This window comes from Acinetobacter tibetensis (genome assembly GCF_023824315.1).
Lineage (GTDB): Bacteria > Pseudomonadota > Gammaproteobacteria > Pseudomonadales > Moraxellaceae > Acinetobacter > Acinetobacter tibetensis.
Map to the genome: position 1 here is coordinate 3,102,572 of NZ_CP098732.1, position 14,623 is coordinate 3,117,194.

The 14,623-nt window shown below is 41.5% G+C and carries 14 protein-coding genes and 1 riboswitch; of the genes, 4 read left to right on the forward strand and 10 right to left on the reverse strand.

The features are described 5' to 3' along the window. Nucleotides 1-46: 46 nt before the first annotated feature. From M5E07_RS14935 to M5E07_RS14970, 8 genes are all read right to left on the reverse strand, one after another. Nucleotides 47-373 carry an H-NS histone family protein gene (locus M5E07_RS14935; protein ID WP_252220435.1) on the reverse strand — a complete coding sequence of 109 codons (327 nt, stop codon included), beginning with the start codon at nucleotides 371-373 and terminating at the stop codon, nucleotides 47-49. 152 nt (nucleotides 374-525) lie between these two features. Beyond that, nucleotides 526-954 (reverse strand): acyl-CoA thioesterase, encoded by a 429-nt coding sequence (locus tag M5E07_RS14940; protein WP_116763488.1) that lies wholly within the window; start codon nucleotides 952-954, stop codon nucleotides 526-528. Nucleotides 955-962: 8 nt separating this feature from the next. Then, the gene (locus M5E07_RS14945; protein WP_252220437.1) at nucleotides 963-2,156 is read right to left on the reverse strand and encodes a heme biosynthesis protein HemY; all 1,194 of its coding nucleotides are present in this window, start codon (nucleotides 2,154-2,156) and stop codon (nucleotides 963-965) included. Between the two features lies 1 nt (nucleotide 2,157). After that, nucleotides 2,158-3,009, reverse strand: a complete 852-nt coding sequence (locus tag M5E07_RS14950; RefSeq protein ID WP_252220439.1) for a hypothetical protein — start codon at nucleotides 3,007-3,009, stop codon at nucleotides 2,158-2,160. After that, nucleotides 3,006-3,785 carry a uroporphyrinogen-III synthase gene (locus M5E07_RS14955; protein ID WP_252220441.1) on the reverse strand — a complete coding sequence of 260 codons (780 nt, stop codon included), beginning with the start codon at nucleotides 3,783-3,785 and terminating at the stop codon, nucleotides 3,006-3,008. The genes M5E07_RS14950 and M5E07_RS14955 overlap by 4 nt, the downstream gene beginning before the upstream one ends. A gap of 3 nt (nucleotides 3,786-3,788) precedes the next feature. Further along, the gene (gene hemC / locus M5E07_RS14960) at nucleotides 3,789-4,706 is read right to left on the reverse strand and encodes a hydroxymethylbilane synthase (RefSeq protein ID WP_252220443.1); all 918 of its coding nucleotides are present in this window, start codon (nucleotides 4,704-4,706) and stop codon (nucleotides 3,789-3,791) included. A gap of 105 nt (nucleotides 4,707-4,811) precedes the next feature. Beyond that, entirely contained in the window at nucleotides 4,812-5,549 is a 738-nt protein-coding gene (locus M5E07_RS14965) for a LytR/AlgR family response regulator transcription factor (protein WP_116763480.1), read from the reverse strand. A gap of 56 nt (nucleotides 5,550-5,605) precedes the next feature. After that, complete coding sequence (locus M5E07_RS14970) at nucleotides 5,606-6,727, reverse strand: sensor histidine kinase (protein WP_252220446.1); 1,122 nt, start codon at nucleotides 6,725-6,727, stop codon at nucleotides 5,606-5,608. On the opposite strand from M5E07_RS14970, the gene argH reads away from it, so the two are divergent. Together argH and M5E07_RS14980 are read left to right on the forward strand one after the other, a co-directional pair. Then, nucleotides 6,718-8,148 carry an argininosuccinate lyase gene (gene argH / locus M5E07_RS14975; RefSeq protein ID WP_171458297.1) on the forward strand — a complete coding sequence of 477 codons (1,431 nt, stop codon included), beginning with the start codon at nucleotides 6,718-6,720 and terminating at the stop codon, nucleotides 8,146-8,148. The genes M5E07_RS14970 and argH overlap by 10 nt on opposite strands. A gap of 11 nt (nucleotides 8,149-8,159) precedes the next feature. Continuing rightward, nucleotides 8,160-8,432, forward strand: coding sequence for an oxidative damage protection protein (locus tag M5E07_RS14980; RefSeq protein WP_116763475.1), 273 nt, complete (start codon nucleotides 8,160-8,162; stop codon nucleotides 8,430-8,432). A 430-nt stretch (nucleotides 8,433-8,862) separates the two neighbouring features. Here M5E07_RS14980 and phoU read toward each other — a convergent pair whose 3' ends face one another. Then, nucleotides 8,863-9,585: a phosphate signaling complex protein PhoU gene (gene phoU / locus M5E07_RS14985; RefSeq protein ID WP_016168465.1), complete on the reverse strand. Its 723-nt coding sequence runs from the start codon at nucleotides 9,583-9,585 to the stop codon at nucleotides 8,863-8,865. Between the two features lie 108 nt (nucleotides 9,586-9,693). Beyond that, the gene (gene abuO / locus M5E07_RS14990; protein WP_116763473.1) at nucleotides 9,694-11,016 is read right to left on the reverse strand and encodes a multidrug efflux outer membrane protein AbuO; all 1,323 of its coding nucleotides are present in this window, start codon (nucleotides 11,014-11,016) and stop codon (nucleotides 9,694-9,696) included. A gap of 251 nt (nucleotides 11,017-11,267) precedes the next feature. Here abuO and M5E07_RS14995 point away from each other — a divergent pair, with 251 nt between their 5' ends. Together M5E07_RS14995 and thiC are read left to right on the forward strand one after the other, a co-directional pair. Continuing rightward, nucleotides 11,268-12,326: a hypothetical protein gene (locus M5E07_RS14995; protein WP_252220449.1), complete on the forward strand. Its 1,059-nt coding sequence runs from the start codon at nucleotides 11,268-11,270 to the stop codon at nucleotides 12,324-12,326. Nucleotides 12,327-12,444: 118 nt separating this feature from the next. Beyond that, a riboswitch (TPP riboswitch) is annotated at nucleotides 12,445-12,563 on the forward strand. Nucleotides 12,564-12,671: 108 nt separating this feature from the next. Beyond that, nucleotides 12,672-14,567, forward strand: coding sequence for a phosphomethylpyrimidine synthase ThiC (thiC, locus tag M5E07_RS15000; RefSeq protein ID WP_252220453.1), 1,896 nt, complete (start codon nucleotides 12,672-12,674; stop codon nucleotides 14,565-14,567). Nucleotides 14,568-14,623: the final 56 nt, after the last annotated feature.

The window sequence follows — 14,623 nt, forward strand, 5'->3', positions numbered from 1 at the left end:
CTTGGTTTAAATAGTTTAATTAGATTGCATGACAATCTAATGAAGGCTAGATGAGAAAATCCTCAAGTTTTGCGCCTTTTTCCAATTCAGCCACTAACCAGCGCGGTTGTTTACCACGACCAGTCCAAGTTTCTGATACATCTGATTTATTGCGATAACGTGGCTCTACAGATTTACGAGTACTTTTCTTACGTTTAGTTGCGCCAAACTCTAAGATTTGCTCAATACTCAAACCCACTTTATCAGCAATATCCATAATCTGAGTATATGCATCTTCAATTGCTTGGTCTTTTTTAGAAACGATTAAGGCTTCCGCTTCTACTTGTAAACGCTTTAACTCTTCTACAGATAAATTACTAATGTCCGGCATCATATTAACTCCATTAAATACGATTTAATTTCTTACATACAAGATTATCATATTTTTATTAACTCGATTATTCAATACTTATATTTAAATCCACTACAAGATTTGAACAATTAATACAGGTTTTAATAATCCAATATTAAAATAATGATCAAAAATTAAATTAAATGTCCAACATGCTGTTCCATTTTGAGAATCTTCTCACGAATATCATCAGGTATTGCGGTTTTTTGCATATTGTCTTGATCAACACAAACAATCACCGCCTCTGCCATCGCAACGACTGCATCTTGTGCCGTACTAAATAATAGATAACTCATACGCATTGCACTATTACGCAATTCATCCACACGAACAGCAATTTTGAGTTGGTCTGGATAAAATACAGGTCGTAAATATTTGCACTGATTTGATGCAACAACCGTCAATACGCTTTGCTCAAATATATTTAATGCATCAAAATATTGAATACGGGCACTTTCAATATATCGATAATACATCACATTATTTACATGTCCAAAAGCATCCATATCCCCCCATGCAACATTTTGCTCATACACGATTGGATATTCATTGAATAACGACATATATTTCCTTAAATCTTGATTTTCATAAAATTCGCATTATTTTCAAAGATCAAATTTAACTGATGAATCAAATCTTCCCGATTTTTCAACGTCGATTTAATCCTTAAATAATTCATGAGCACATTATCAGGATATAAAGTTAATAATGCATCTGCTTTATTTAACCGATCAGTCGCTTCGTAGATATGCCATTTTGCAAAGGTCAAAACTGGTAAAGATGGATATTTCAACTCCCAATCCTGAATATATTGCTCTACGTCGCTATAATTTGGCACCTGCTTCAACAATTGTTGCTGGAACCATGAATAAAACACCTCAGGATTAAACTGCTGATCTAGTAAATGTAAGGCCAAAGTTTCATGCTGCTGACTTAAGTCAGGTAACCGCGATAATAGTTTTAACCACAGCATCTTAATGTGGTAACTACGGGTTTCGATTTCAGTCGACAAATCTAAGTAACGTTGTTGCAAATCTTGCAAGTTTTCGGCACTGGCTTGGTCAAACTGTTGTAAAAGTTGCTCTAACCATGCTTGTTTGGTGGCTTCATCTAAATGTCCATATTGCATAGAACGTAAATACAACCACGGAAACTGCACAGCAAACACCCCCCACAGTTCGGTTAAGCGTTGCTCATACGCGACTTGCACATCCTTTAGCCAAGGGGATAATTCATGCTGAGTTAAAAACTCAAGATGTGTTAGTGCTTGCTCACCATCTTGCTGCGCCAGATAAACTTGAATGCGTTGAATTTCTGCCAATTCAAATGCCATGGCATGGCTATGATTTAAAACAGACAACGCTTGTGGATATTCCTGCTGCATCAAATACAGTCTTGAGTCAATTACACCGCGTAATAAACCAGACTGGGCAAATGCATTTTGAATAAATTGCTGTTGCTCCCGACCCGCATCTAATAACCAAATGACAGCCAACTGCTCATAAGGATGCAAGGTCTTGAAGTCGTAGATTTCGATTTGTTTTCTTTGTGCACGCGTAAAATAGCGTTTCAGCAACAGCCAAACCAACTGAAAAATAAAGCCCAGCACAGCCAAAAGCACGAACATGAACCAGACATTACTCTGTAACTGCCATTCACGCCAATACACATAAACATAGCCTGCACCAAAACCGTAACTCAACACACTAATCACAGCAATCACAAGCAGGCATATAAAAGCATAGGCTAAAAGAATCTGTTTCATATTAAGATCCTAGCAATGCACGTGTATTTAAAACAGGCATCGGAATAATACTAAATCCTTTAATCTTCTCCACTTGCTTACGCAGTTTTTGTGCTTGTGCATCAGGCAAAGTTGATAACATCTGCATAATCTCCGCCAAATCTTTTTGATATTCGACATATTGACCATGATTCAATGCTTCTCGAGCAACCAATAGACGCAACTGCACTTCTTTCAAAATAATTGCACGCTGCATCAGTTGTGTAGCTGGTTGCTTAGCAGGCTGTAACTCAAACCAACGCTGCCAGAAAGGACTATCTTCCGCTCGAACGGGTTTCATTTGAGCCTGTTTAATTTCTTGTGTTAATACCACATCTACTTGTTGTAATAGTTGTTGAATTTGTTGCTGCTGCTCTGTACGCGCTTGTACAGTTTGCTGTATCAATTGTTGATCTTTACCCATCACCTGATGCAAGCTTTGTTTCAAACTCGGTGCCAAAGCATATTGCTCAATATTAATATTCAGTTGTGCTAACTTTTCTAAAGCAAAATGGTACTGCTGTTGCTGCAAAGCAAAATCGACCAAGTCCAGTTGCTGGCGAATCAAAACCATAGGATCAATCTGTACTGGAGTAGCCGCTGCCTGTACACCCGTGCCCGTAGCTGTCACATTCGATGCGTTTGGCTCAGATGGCTGTGGGGTTTGACGCTGTAAAGCAACCATTTGATCATTCAAACTGGCACTATTGGCTTCAAGCCGTTGTAACGTATCCTGCATTGCAACTTGCGTTTGATTGAACTGAAAAATGTCATAACTTAATTTGGCAATCCATGCCACACAGACCAAAATTAAAACAATTAAAAACTTTTTCATGCATTTCTCGGCATCGCTCGAAGGCATTGCAATATTGTTGCTGTATTTAAATCAGGTAATTGATAGAGATGAAATGATAAATGCTGTTGTCGCTGTGTATTTAACAGCACTTGATAAAGTCGCTCACCCAATACCATAAAATGTCCTCGTGCCAGCAACTCCATATGGGCTTGCATCAATTCCAACCAGTTTAGCCAACTGGCTTCACTGCTAATCAGCACACTATAGTGCTGATGGTGTTGCAACTGTACGACAACTTGATCAAAATTTTGAATCGTCTGCGCTGGGCAATGTCGTTGATACAAAATAAAATTTAAAACAGAAACACCTTGCTGTTGCAAAGTCTCCATCATAAATTGACGCCCACCTTGTCCTCGCCAAAAAGCCACACAAGCAGATGGAGACAGATCTTGCAACAATGGAATCTGCAACATCCCCTCTGATGTTTCAACCTTAGGCACATGACTAGATAAGCCATATTGGGCCAGTGCTTGTGCCGTTTTTTCACCGACTGCAATCCACTGCACCTTACTTAAGGCTTGTAGCGACACACCACTTTGCTTTAAGCCCTGCATCCCAAATTCAACCGCCGAAGGACTGACCACCACAATACAGGTCGCCCTCGGTAACTGCTGATACAAATCCTGCAACTCAGATGACCATGCACACGGCTCCAACACCAACAATGGAAGCTCCAAGACTTGAATACCTGCTTGTTGGATGTTTAAGCTAAGTTCGGTCGCACGAGTATTCGGGCGGGTATTAATAAACAACATGAATTAATGCAAAGCTTGGAGCAGTTCTCCTGCACCTAACTTGAGTAGTTGTTGTGCCAACGCTTCACCTAGCTGCTCTGCTTGCACCACTGGTCCACGCAATTCAGCAACCAATAAAGTGGCACCATCGACACTGCCAACACGTCCTTCAATGTGTAACTCATCTGCATGTAAAGTGGCATAACCTGCAATTGGCACCTGACAACCACCTTCTAAATAAGCATTAAAGGCACGTTCAGCACGAACACAAGCCGAAGTTTCCATATGCAACAAAGGTTGGATTAAATCTAAAACCTGTTGATCATCTTCACGACATTCCAACCCCAATGCCCCTTGTCCTACCGCTGGCAAACTAACACTGGCCGGCAAGGTATGGCGAATACGCGCTGAAAGCCCTAAGCGCTTAAGTCCTGCACTCGCTAGAATGATGGCATCATATAAACCTGCATCTAATTTCGACAGACGGGTTCCGACATTACCGCGTAAATCAATAATTTCAAGATCTGGACGCTGCTTCAGAATTTGACATTTACGGCGCAAGCTTGATGTTCCTACTTTAGCACCCTGTGGCAAATCGTTAAAATTTGCATAGTGGTTTGAAACAAAAGCATCAAACGGATCTTCACGTTCACAAATCACCGCCAAGCTTAAACCTTCTGGAAGTGCCATAGGGACATCCTTCATAGAGTGTACCGCCAAATCGGCTCGACCATCCAACAGCGCAGCTTCCAGCTCTTTGACAAACAAACCTTTCCCGCCGATTTTCGCCAACGGCGTATCTAAAATTTTATCGCCTTGAGTGACAAACGTAACCAACTCCACCTTTAAATCAGCATTGCGCTCTTCCAAACAGGAACGAATAAATTCTGCCTGCCATAAAGCAAGGGGACTTTGGCGTGTTGCAATCTTCAAAGTTTTCATAAATTTTAGATACATTGAATAAGGTCAGTTATTCTAAACTTAACTGGCTAACTTTAAAATGCAAGCAGAATTACCAACTCACTGCATGAAATCATCCATTTGGCTTCAAAGTTTATGAATTCGTTCGCGTAAATTTGGTAAATGTCGTCGACTCACAGATAAACGTTCGTCTAATTCACGGCAACGCACTTGGTATTGTCCAGAGTTAATCACCTCTAACCCTTCAAGATAATGCACCGAAACCAAAGCATTGCGATGAATACGAATAAACCGTTCACCAAATTCTAATTCTAAGTCCTTTAAAGTTTCATCAATAAGTACACTGCCATTTTTATGACGTACCGTGACATATTTTTGGTCCGCTAAAAAATAATAAATATTTTCTACGGGAACCAGTTCTACCCCGCGATAGGTCTTCGCAGCAATTTGATGACGTTGTGCTTGATTATCCATATCTTCTTTTTGTTTTAAGTTACTCATTTGCGCTTGCGTGAGTTTGGTCAGTTGGTCTAAAACCTGTTGCAATTCCTGTTGCATAATCGGTTTTAGCAAGTAGCCTTCGGCATGCGATTTAAACGCATCCAAGGCATGCTGGTCGTAAGCCGTACAAAATACGATAGCTGGGGATGGTTCCAACTGACGCAAATATTGCGCGCAGGTTAAACCATCCATTTCTGGCATTTGTATATCTAAAAGCACCACATCGGGTTGATAAAATTGCACCATTTCAATTGCTTGCTGACCATAAGCCGCGGTTGCAATAACCTGATGCCCCATTTGCGTGACCAATCTGGATAAACGCTCTACTGCAAGAGGCTCATCATCACAAATCAGGATGTCCATTATTCCTCCTTCGTTCAGTTAACGTGGATTATTTTTATAAGTTAACCGCCACTGTTTTATTTATACGGGTATTGCACCACAGTGGTATACATCCCATCCCCTGCAAAAGTTCGGAAGATGACTGCGCGCCCATAATACGCCATGAGACGCTGTTTTACATTATCAATGGCAATACCGTGTCCTTGTCGTAAATTTATTTTATCCTGTGTGTACGGGTTTGTAATGACAATATTGACTTGATGTTGTGTAATTTCGACCAATACACTCACTATACTGGTTGATAATGTTTTCTCAACCCCATGAAAAATACTATTTTCTAGCAAAGGTTGCAAAGTGAGCAACGGAATTTGGACCTGCGAAAATAATTCAGGATGTACAAATTTCCATTCAACCTGCAACCGATTTCCTAGGCGAATCTGCTCAATCGCCAAATAACGTTGGCACAATTCAATTTCATCTTGCAACTTCACCAGCTTTAACTCTTGGAAACTGGCACGAAATAAACGCGATAAATCTAACAGCATTTGTTCAGCTTTATCAGGATCAACAACAATTAAACTGATGGCACTATTTAAGCTATTAAATAAAAAATGCGGATGAATTCGGGCCTGCATCGCCTGAATACGTGCATGCAGTTCACTGTGTTGCTGTCGCATCCATTGTTCTCGAATATACAAATATCGAAAGCAAAATGCCCCCAGCAATCCCCCATAACTTAAATGTAGCACCACACCGTGCAATGCACTCGAAAGATCCAAACCTTTAAAGCTAAAGTTTTGCCCAAAAAAGACAAAAATATTGAGAATCAAGCTGGTACAAAAAATAATGCTTTGTAAAATCACAAAACCCAACAGCAACATTGAAGTTAGCCCCCAATGTTCTAAGCGAGGTTGCAGGCGCTCAACAATTGCCGTAAAGCACAGCAAGACCCAATTGATATACAGCATAAATAGCAGCACTTGCGTCCCACTCAGGGCTTGCCATGAATGTGCTTCGGCCAAAGCCAACAAAATGGCTAAAATATTGCCTGCGATACACAGCTCGACTAAATTTTGCCACCGTCCCGCCGTACTAAAAAAATAAGAATAGGATGCTGGGGCTTCGGCAACTGCTTTTGAATTTGCTATACTCTGTTTAATTTGCCGATTTTTTATTTTACTGAGCCGACATGACCACATCTTCTAATTCCTCTAATCCGTCACAAGCCCAGACTTCTGGCATGTGGGGCGGTCGTTTTACTGAAGCGACTGACGCTTTTGTTGCAGAATTTACCGCATCTGTGCAATTTGACCAACGCTTTTATAAACAAGATATTGCAGGCTCAATTGCCCATGCAACTATGTTAGCAAAAGTTGGCGTACTAACTGAATCTGAACGTGATGCCATTACCGAAGGTCTCCGCACCATTCAGGCTGAAATTGAAGCAGGCAATTTCGAATGGCGTATCGACTTAGAAGATGTGCATATGAACATTGAGTCACGTCTGACTCAACGTATCGGCATTGCAGGTAAAAAATTACATACGGGTCGTAGCCGTAATGACCAAGTCGCAACGGATATTCGCCTTTATGTGCGTGATGAAATTGATGCCATTTTAGAACTCTTGGCGAAACTGCAAAAAGGCATTCTATCTTTAGCAGTAAAAAATACTGGCACAATTATGCCGGGCTTTACTCACCTGCAAACAGCTCAACCTGTAACCTTTGGTCACCACTTATTGGCATGGTTTGAAATGCTGGTGCGTGACTCTGAACGTTTAATTGACTGCCGTAAACGTGTGAATCGTATGCCGTTGGGTTCGGCTGCTCTTGCTGGGACAACTTACCCAATCGACCGTGCTTATACGGCTGAGCTTCTTGGTTTCGAAGCTGTTTCTGAAAACTCACTCGATGCCGTATCGGATCGTGATTTCGGCATTGAATTCAATGCCGCAGCATCACTGATTATGATGCACTTATCTCGTATGTCTGAAGAGCTGATTCTATGGACATCTGCACAGTTTAAATTCGTCAATATTCCTGACCGCTTCTGTACTGGTTCTTCAATCATGCCGCAGAAGAAAAACCCAGATGTGCCTGAATTGGTTCGTGGTAAAACTGGTCGTGTTTATGGTGACTTAATGAGTTTACTGACCCTCATGAAAGGTCAACCCTTGGCATACAACAAGGACAATCAAGAAGATAAAGAACCTTTATTTGACGCGATTGATACCGTACGTGGTTCACTCATGGCATTTGCTGACATGATTCCTGCATTGGTTCCAAACATTGAGATTATGCGCGAAGCAGCTCTTCGTGGTTTCTCAACCGCGACAGACTTGGCAGACTACCTTGTGAAAAATGGTGTGGCATTCCGTGATGCACACGAAATTGTAGGTAAAGCCGTTGCACTTGGGGTACAAGAAGGAAAAGATTTATCGGAACTAACACTTGAGCAACTTCAACAGTTCTCTGACTTGATTCAAGCCGATGTATTTGAAAAAGCACTCACTTTAGAAGCATCAGTGAATGCACGTAACCACATTGGCGGTACCGCACCAGCGCAAGTCGAAGCTGCGATTGCACGCGCCCATGTTCGTTTAGAAAAACTTTACGCTTAAGGGGTTTCGTAATGTCTCGACAAATATTCTGCCGTAAGTATCAAAAAGAGATGGAAGGCTTAGACTTTGCGCCATTTCCTGGTGCCAAAGGCGAAGAGTTCTTCAATAATATTTCCAAACAAGCATGGCAAGAATGGTTAAAACACCAAACAACACTAATCAATGAAAAGCGTTTAAATGTGTTTGAACCTGAAGCCAAGAAGTTTTTAGAAGAACAGCGTGAGAAGTTCTTTAGCAATGACAGCAGTATTGAAACTGCCGAAGGTTGGAAACCAGAAGCTTAAGTTTTTTTGAATACTAAAAATGAAAAGACCAGCCAATTGAGCTGGTCTTTTTGTATGTATGTTTTTGAATTTTATTAAATTAAGTCCAACTTAAGGCAAGCATTGGGGTGGCACATTCAATTTCAAGGTTTGAGATATAAAAAGCTACATATCCATAAATAAGGCTACATTTGCACACAATATCCTACATGAGTCATGTGCAGCATCTCACTATAATGACAATTATAGAGATGGAGACATCTCTGAATATTAAAATAATATCCCCCTATTCATTTTATTCCCAGATTTCCCCCAAAATCTGGGATTTTTTTTAACTTGCTCTACAACTTCGATCACTCTCAATACAAGAAAAAAGGCTTATGTAGGTTCAACATAAGCCTTTAGCAACATTTAACAAAATAATTTGAATTGTTTTAATATGAAGTAAATCTTAACGCTCTTGAACTTTTTCTTCAATTTCGGCCACACTGGTATGTCGAACATCTAAACCTTTGACCATATAAATCACTTGCTCAGAAATATTGCGAGCATGATCACCGATACGTTCCAAAGAACGTAAAACCCACATCACGTTAATCACACGAGAAATATGGCGTGGATCTTCAATCATATAAGTCATTAAAGTACGGGTTGCCGACTGGTATTCACGATCAATATCCGCATCTGCCAACATAACTCGTAGCGCCTGATCCACATCTAAACGTGCAAAGGCATCCAAAGCATCATGAATCATGACACGAACTTGATTGCCGATATGACGGGTTTCCATATAACCACGCGGGGAACCGCCTTCTTCACAAAGGCTCTGCGCAATGCGAGCAATTTTTGCCGCTTCATCACCAATACGTTCTAAATCGGTATTGGCTTTACTCATGGCAATGACCATACGTAAATCAATCGCTGCCGGATGACGACGCGCTAAAATTAAAGTCAGGGCTTCATCAATTTCACGTTCATAACGATTGACGGTATTGTCTTGATATTGCACATCAATGGCTAAGTTCGCATCCGTATCAAGTAAAGCGTGGATTGCATTTGCCACTTGTTGTTCAACCAAGCCACCCATGGTCATAAATTTGGTATTTACAGCCTGTAAATCTTCATTAAATTGTGAAGAAATGTGATGGTTTAAAACAGGGTTACTTGGACTCAAAATGAACACTCCACAACAGCAGTTAAAGACAAACGCTTTCGCTCAATATTAAAGCATACCTATTATGAACATTTCATGACAACATAAAATCAACAGGAGTGTTTATCGTTATTTTTCGACCAACCAGACATTCATTTGCTGCAACGCTTGTTCATTCAATTGCCCCACTGCTGCTTTTAAACGCAACACATTCAACACATAGTCATATTTGGCATTTACATAATCTTGTTTGGTTGAAAATGCATTGCGCTGTGCCAACAACACATCGACCATAGTTTTTAACCCTTCTTGATATTGCGCCTGAGAAGCCTCTGACACCACTTGGGAAGATTGCATGGCGGCCTGACGAGCTTCGAGTTTGGCTTGATCGGTTTCAACCTGATAATACGCTTTCTTCACTTCCGTTTGCGCTTTACGAATAGCAGCATCGAGTTGCGCTTCGGATTTACGCACATTCACCGCTGCTTTTTGAATAGAACGCTGTGTTCGTCCGCCTGTAAAGGCATTCCAATTCATTTCAATGCCAATCTGGTCAAATTGACCATCATTTGACAGCACACTTGAAGGCTGCTGCTGATTATAACCATAGGTCCCGACAGCTTCGAGCTGCGGATAGAGCGCCGCTTTTTCCACCCGTTTTTGATCTTCTGCATAGCGTTGTTGTAAACGTGCTTGCTGTATTTCTAAATTGTGGCTGCGGGCCAAATCTTCCCATGCTGTCAATTGGGCGGGGTGAGGCTTTTGATAGACAAAATCATCCCGAATAACCGCAAGCTTGTCGCGATAAGGACCAATCAACTGCTGTAATTGTTCTTGTGCCAATAACAATTGCACTTGGGTTGCAATACGGTTTGCTCGTGCATTCTGATACTGCGCTTGCGCTTCACTGACATCACTTTTAGCCACCAAACCTTCTCGCAACTTGGCATTCATCATATTCAATTGCTGCAACAGGGCTTGTTCTTCCTGTAAATATGCTTGCGTTAAACTTTGCTGACGTAACACATCAAAATAACTTTCTGCCACCGTTAAAATATGCTGTTGTTGCTGTAATTTTAAGGTCACTTCACTTAAGTTGACCGAAGTCTCGACCTGTTTAAAACCTTCCCATGCATCCCAACGAAACAAGGGTTGTCGGGCAGTAACTGCAACCTGATGAGTCGTGGTGGCCGAAGGAATCTCTAAGGAAGATTGCGATGTATCTGAATTCTGCTGTGATTTTCGGGTGCTACTGGCTGAAACCGTGATCGTTGGCAATAAATTGCCTTTGGCAATGCCTAAATTGAGCTGATCTGCTTCGTATTGCAGCTTATTGGCTTGCCAATTTGGATCGGTCTGTTGCGCCCTCGCATATGCTTGCACCAAATCCAAAGCATGTGCTTCAGCCATGTGAAAACTTAAAGACAAACCGAGCAACCAAAGTTTCTTCATTCTTATCCCTGATTCAAACCGTTTCATATTGTATGTAACGTCATAAGCCCCTACAAACTCTGCTAAATTAACGTGATCAGTGCAATTTTGCACGGGTTTTAACCGTAATCACCTGCTAAAACAGCTCAGGTTTAGTAACCAAACTCCCTCACAATAGTACAAACCTAAAGCAATATTTCGGCTTAGAATAAAGCCTTGCTCCCTGCTTATCTTTTAGGTTTACATTCTTAACGGCTGTGAAATTCAAGTTTATGCTTTTATTCAAACCCTGTTTTCTCTTGTTGTGTGGCATCTTGCTGAGTGCTTGTCAGCAACCAGAATCTCAAGTTGCTCAAGAACAACCCCCCAAACAGCAACAACAAGAAATTACAGTTGATTTAACTGAAATGTGCAAAAACCTGAAAAAGAATATGTTGGAAATTAATAATCAACGCACCACCTTTGCCCTCGAAGAAATTAATCAAGATTTAAAAGTCTGCCTACCCCTTTTGAAACTGCGTGAACAAAAAGAGTTGCTGGAACTTTCTGGCACCATGTATGACAACTTTTTGCAAATTGAACGCACTCCACAACAACAATTGGCTTTTGAGCAATATGCTTTTGATATGGCACAACATCCCACTATTCAGCAAAGTCATTTTGAACAATTCTCCTTGCGCGACCAATATCTAATTAAGCATCAAGGACAGGCCTATATTGAATTAATGGACCAAGGTGAAGGAATGCTCGCTTACCGCCGTAGCCCTCAATATTTAGCGATTGTTTTTGCACCGTATATGCCCGAAGCAGAAAAAGCGTTTATGACTGAACTAGCACAACAAAATACACAAGTGCCTTTTCTTGATGGAGCACTCACCATTGACCCTCAAGAAATCGTTATCCGTGCCTTATTCTGGGAAAATTATCTACAGCAATATCCACGCAGTAGCTATCATCGTGACGCAGAGTATCTCTTACAGATGTACACGCATTTCTTATTTAAAGGCATGAATAACGCTCCAGTCTCAGAAAGTTATCACGATCAAAATGCCATTCACAGTAGCAGTCTATTTGAAATTGAAAAACTGGCGAAACTCAAGCACTCCCATCTGGCATGGCAAGCACAACGTTTCCTGCAATTTCTAGAGTTATCGGAACAACAACGCAACGTCCAAATTCCTGTACAACTGAGCCCACAGCAAAAACAATCTGGGCAAAGCAATTTACAGACGTTAAAACAATTAGATCAATTTCTAGGTCTACCTGAGCTGAATACACGTTCGCCTCGCGACTGTTTCAGCGATGCGATTTGTCTTCCATCAGCAAAATAATTTGCGCTATTTTCCATTCTTTTTCATACAACCCACAACAACAATAAGTCCTTTTTCATCGCTGACGAATGTCATGAAATATGCATGGGCATTTCCCAGATTGCATGCTACCATTTGTCCTAGCTTGACGGAGCGCGAGTAATCCCTCGCTGAGATTGTGTAGTTCTAAACATGAGCACAAGTACCGTTGAACCTGATCAGGTTAACACCTGCGTAGGAATCAAGCGCTCCCTAAAACTGTCGCCCTCCGTCTATCTGGTGAATTTACTATTAAAATTTAAACCAGAAGACCAGCCAAGTTTTGGTCGTGCTTGATTCGTTGATGTCATTCATAAGGATCATGCTATGAACCAATTAACGAATCTTTCCCCTGCTGAAGTTTCAGCTCAACATGAGCAAGACGCAAAAGATTTAACTCGAATTTTACCGGCTTCAAACAAAGTCTATATTGAAGGCTCACGCCCTGATATTCGGGTACCCTTCCGTGAAATTAGCCTAACCGATACCCCAACTGGTTTAGGTGGTGAACACAATCTGCCTTTACGCGTGTATGACACCTCTGGCGTCTATACCGACCCAAATGTTTCAATTGATCTAAACAAAGGTCTACCTTGGGTACGTCAAACTTGGATTGAAGAACGTGACGATACCGAAGCCCTTACCAGTCTGACTTCAAAATTTGGTCAAGAACGCCTAAAAGATATTCGTACCGCCGATATCCGTTTTGCCCACATTCAAAACCCACGTCGCGCCAAAGCGGGTAAGAATGTCACGCAAATGCATTATGCCAAGCAAGGCATTATTACCCCAGAAATGGAATATATTGCGATTCGCGAAAACCAGCGCCAACGTGAAGGCGTGGATATGCGTCAACATGCAGGACAAAACTTTGGGGCACAAAATCTACGTGAAATTACCCCTGAGTTTGTCCGTCAAGAAATTGCTGCGGGCCGTGCCATTATTCCTGCCAATATTAACCATCCTGAAATTGAACCCATGATTATTGGTCGAAATTTCTTGGTGAAAATTAATGCCAATATTGGGAACTCTGCACTGGGTTCTAGCATTGATGAAGAAGTGGCAAAAATGACGTGGGCAACCCGTTGGGGTGCCGATACCATCATGGACTTATCGACAGGTAAAAACATTCATGAAACCCGTGAATGGATTATCCGTAATTCACCCGTTCCTATCGGTACTGTTCCAATTTATCAAGCGCTGGAAAAAGTTGATGGTGTCGCTGAAGATCTCACTTGGGAAATCTTCAAAGACACCTTAATTGAACAAGCCGAACAAGGGGTAGATTACTTCACCATCCATGCAGGTGTATTGCTACGTTATGTGCCAATGACCGCCAATCGTTTAACTGGCATTGTGTCTCGTGGTGGTTCAATTATGGCGCAGTGGTGTTTAGCCCATCATCAAGAAAATTTCTTGTACACGCATTTCGATGAAATCTGCGAAATCATGAAAGCCTATGACGTGTCATTCAGTTTAGGCGATGGTTTACGTCCGGGTTGCGTACAAGATGCCAATGATGAAGCACAATTCAGTGAACTGAAAACTTTAGGTGAACTGACACATCGCGCATGGGAACATGATGTACAGGTGATGATTGAAGGTCCGGGACATGTGCCTATGCATATGATCAAAGAAAACATGGACTTGCAACTAGAGGTTTGTAAAGAAGCTCCTTTCTATACGCTTGGGCCTTTAACGACTGATATCGCTCCGGGTTATGATCACATTACCTCTGCAATTGGTGCAGCCATGATTGGTTGGTACGGCACCGCTATGTTGTGCTATGTCACACCAAAAGAACATCTAGGTCTACCAAACAAGAAAGATGTTAAAGACGGCATTATCACATATAAGATTGCGGCACATGCTGCGGACTTGGCCAAAGGTCACCCCGGCGCCCAAGCCCGTGACAATGCTTTGTCTAAAGCACGTTTTGAATTCCGTTGGGAAGATCAATTCAACTTGGCCTTAGACCCAGACACGGCGCGCAGCATGCATGACGAAACCATGCCAAAAGAAGCACATAAGTCTGCCCACTTCTGCTCGATGTGTGGACCAAAATTCTGCTCCATGAAAATTACTCAGAATGTGCGAGATTATGCGCAAAATCAAAAAAATGCCTCAGTAGCAGAAACAGTCGATTCAGAAGTAGAATCCGGTCTGCAAGCCATGAAAAATGCCTACCACGAACATGGTCAAAAATTGTACCATAAAGTGTAATTGGCTAAAAAAATATTGGTGTTCAGAAAAAACTCCGTTAGGATGAAATAGTCATT

Bases quoted from the DNA above. Each gene is read 5' to 3' on its own strand.
- M5E07_RS14965 (WP_116763480.1), bottom strand. From the start codon at position 5,549: ATGGACATCCTGATTTGTGATGATGAGCCTCTTGCAGTAGAGCGTTTA.
- M5E07_RS14935 (WP_252220435.1), bottom strand. From the start codon at position 373: ATGATGCCGGACATTAGTAATTTATCTGTAGAAGAGTTAAAGCGTTTA.
- hemC (WP_252220443.1), bottom strand. From the start codon at position 4,706: ATGAAAACTTTGAAGATTGCAACACGCCAAAGTCCCCTTGCTTTATGG.
- M5E07_RS14955 (WP_252220441.1), bottom strand. From the start codon at position 3,785: ATGTTGTTTATTAATACCCGCCCGAATACTCGTGCGACCGAACTTAGC.
- M5E07_RS14940 (WP_116763488.1), bottom strand. From the start codon at position 954: ATGTCGTTATTCAATGAATATCCAATCGTGTATGAGCAAAATGTTGCA.
- abuO (WP_116763473.1), bottom strand. From the start codon at position 11,016: ATGAAGAAACTTTGGTTGCTCGGTTTGTCTTTAAGTTTTCACATGGCT.
- M5E07_RS14950 (WP_252220439.1), bottom strand. From the start codon at position 3,009: ATGAAAAAGTTTTTAATTGTTTTAATTTTGGTCTGTGTGGCATGGATT.
- M5E07_RS14945 (WP_252220437.1), bottom strand. From the start codon at position 2,156: ATGAAACAGATTCTTTTAGCCTATGCTTTTATATGCCTGCTTGTGATT.
- M5E07_RS14970 (WP_252220446.1), bottom strand. From the start codon at position 6,727: ATGTGGTCATGTCGGCTCAGTAAAATAAAAAATCGGCAAATTAAACAG.
- M5E07_RS14980 (WP_116763475.1), top strand. From the start codon at position 8,160: ATGTCTCGACAAATATTCTGCCGTAAGTATCAAAAAGAGATGGAAGGC.
- M5E07_RS14995 (WP_252220449.1), top strand. From the start codon at position 11,268: ATGCTTTTATTCAAACCCTGTTTTCTCTTGTTGTGTGGCATCTTGCTG.
- argH (WP_171458297.1), top strand. From the start codon at position 6,718: ATGACCACATCTTCTAATTCCTCTAATCCGTCACAAGCCCAGACTTCT.
- thiC (WP_252220453.1), top strand. From the start codon at position 12,672: ATGAACCAATTAACGAATCTTTCCCCTGCTGAAGTTTCAGCTCAACAT.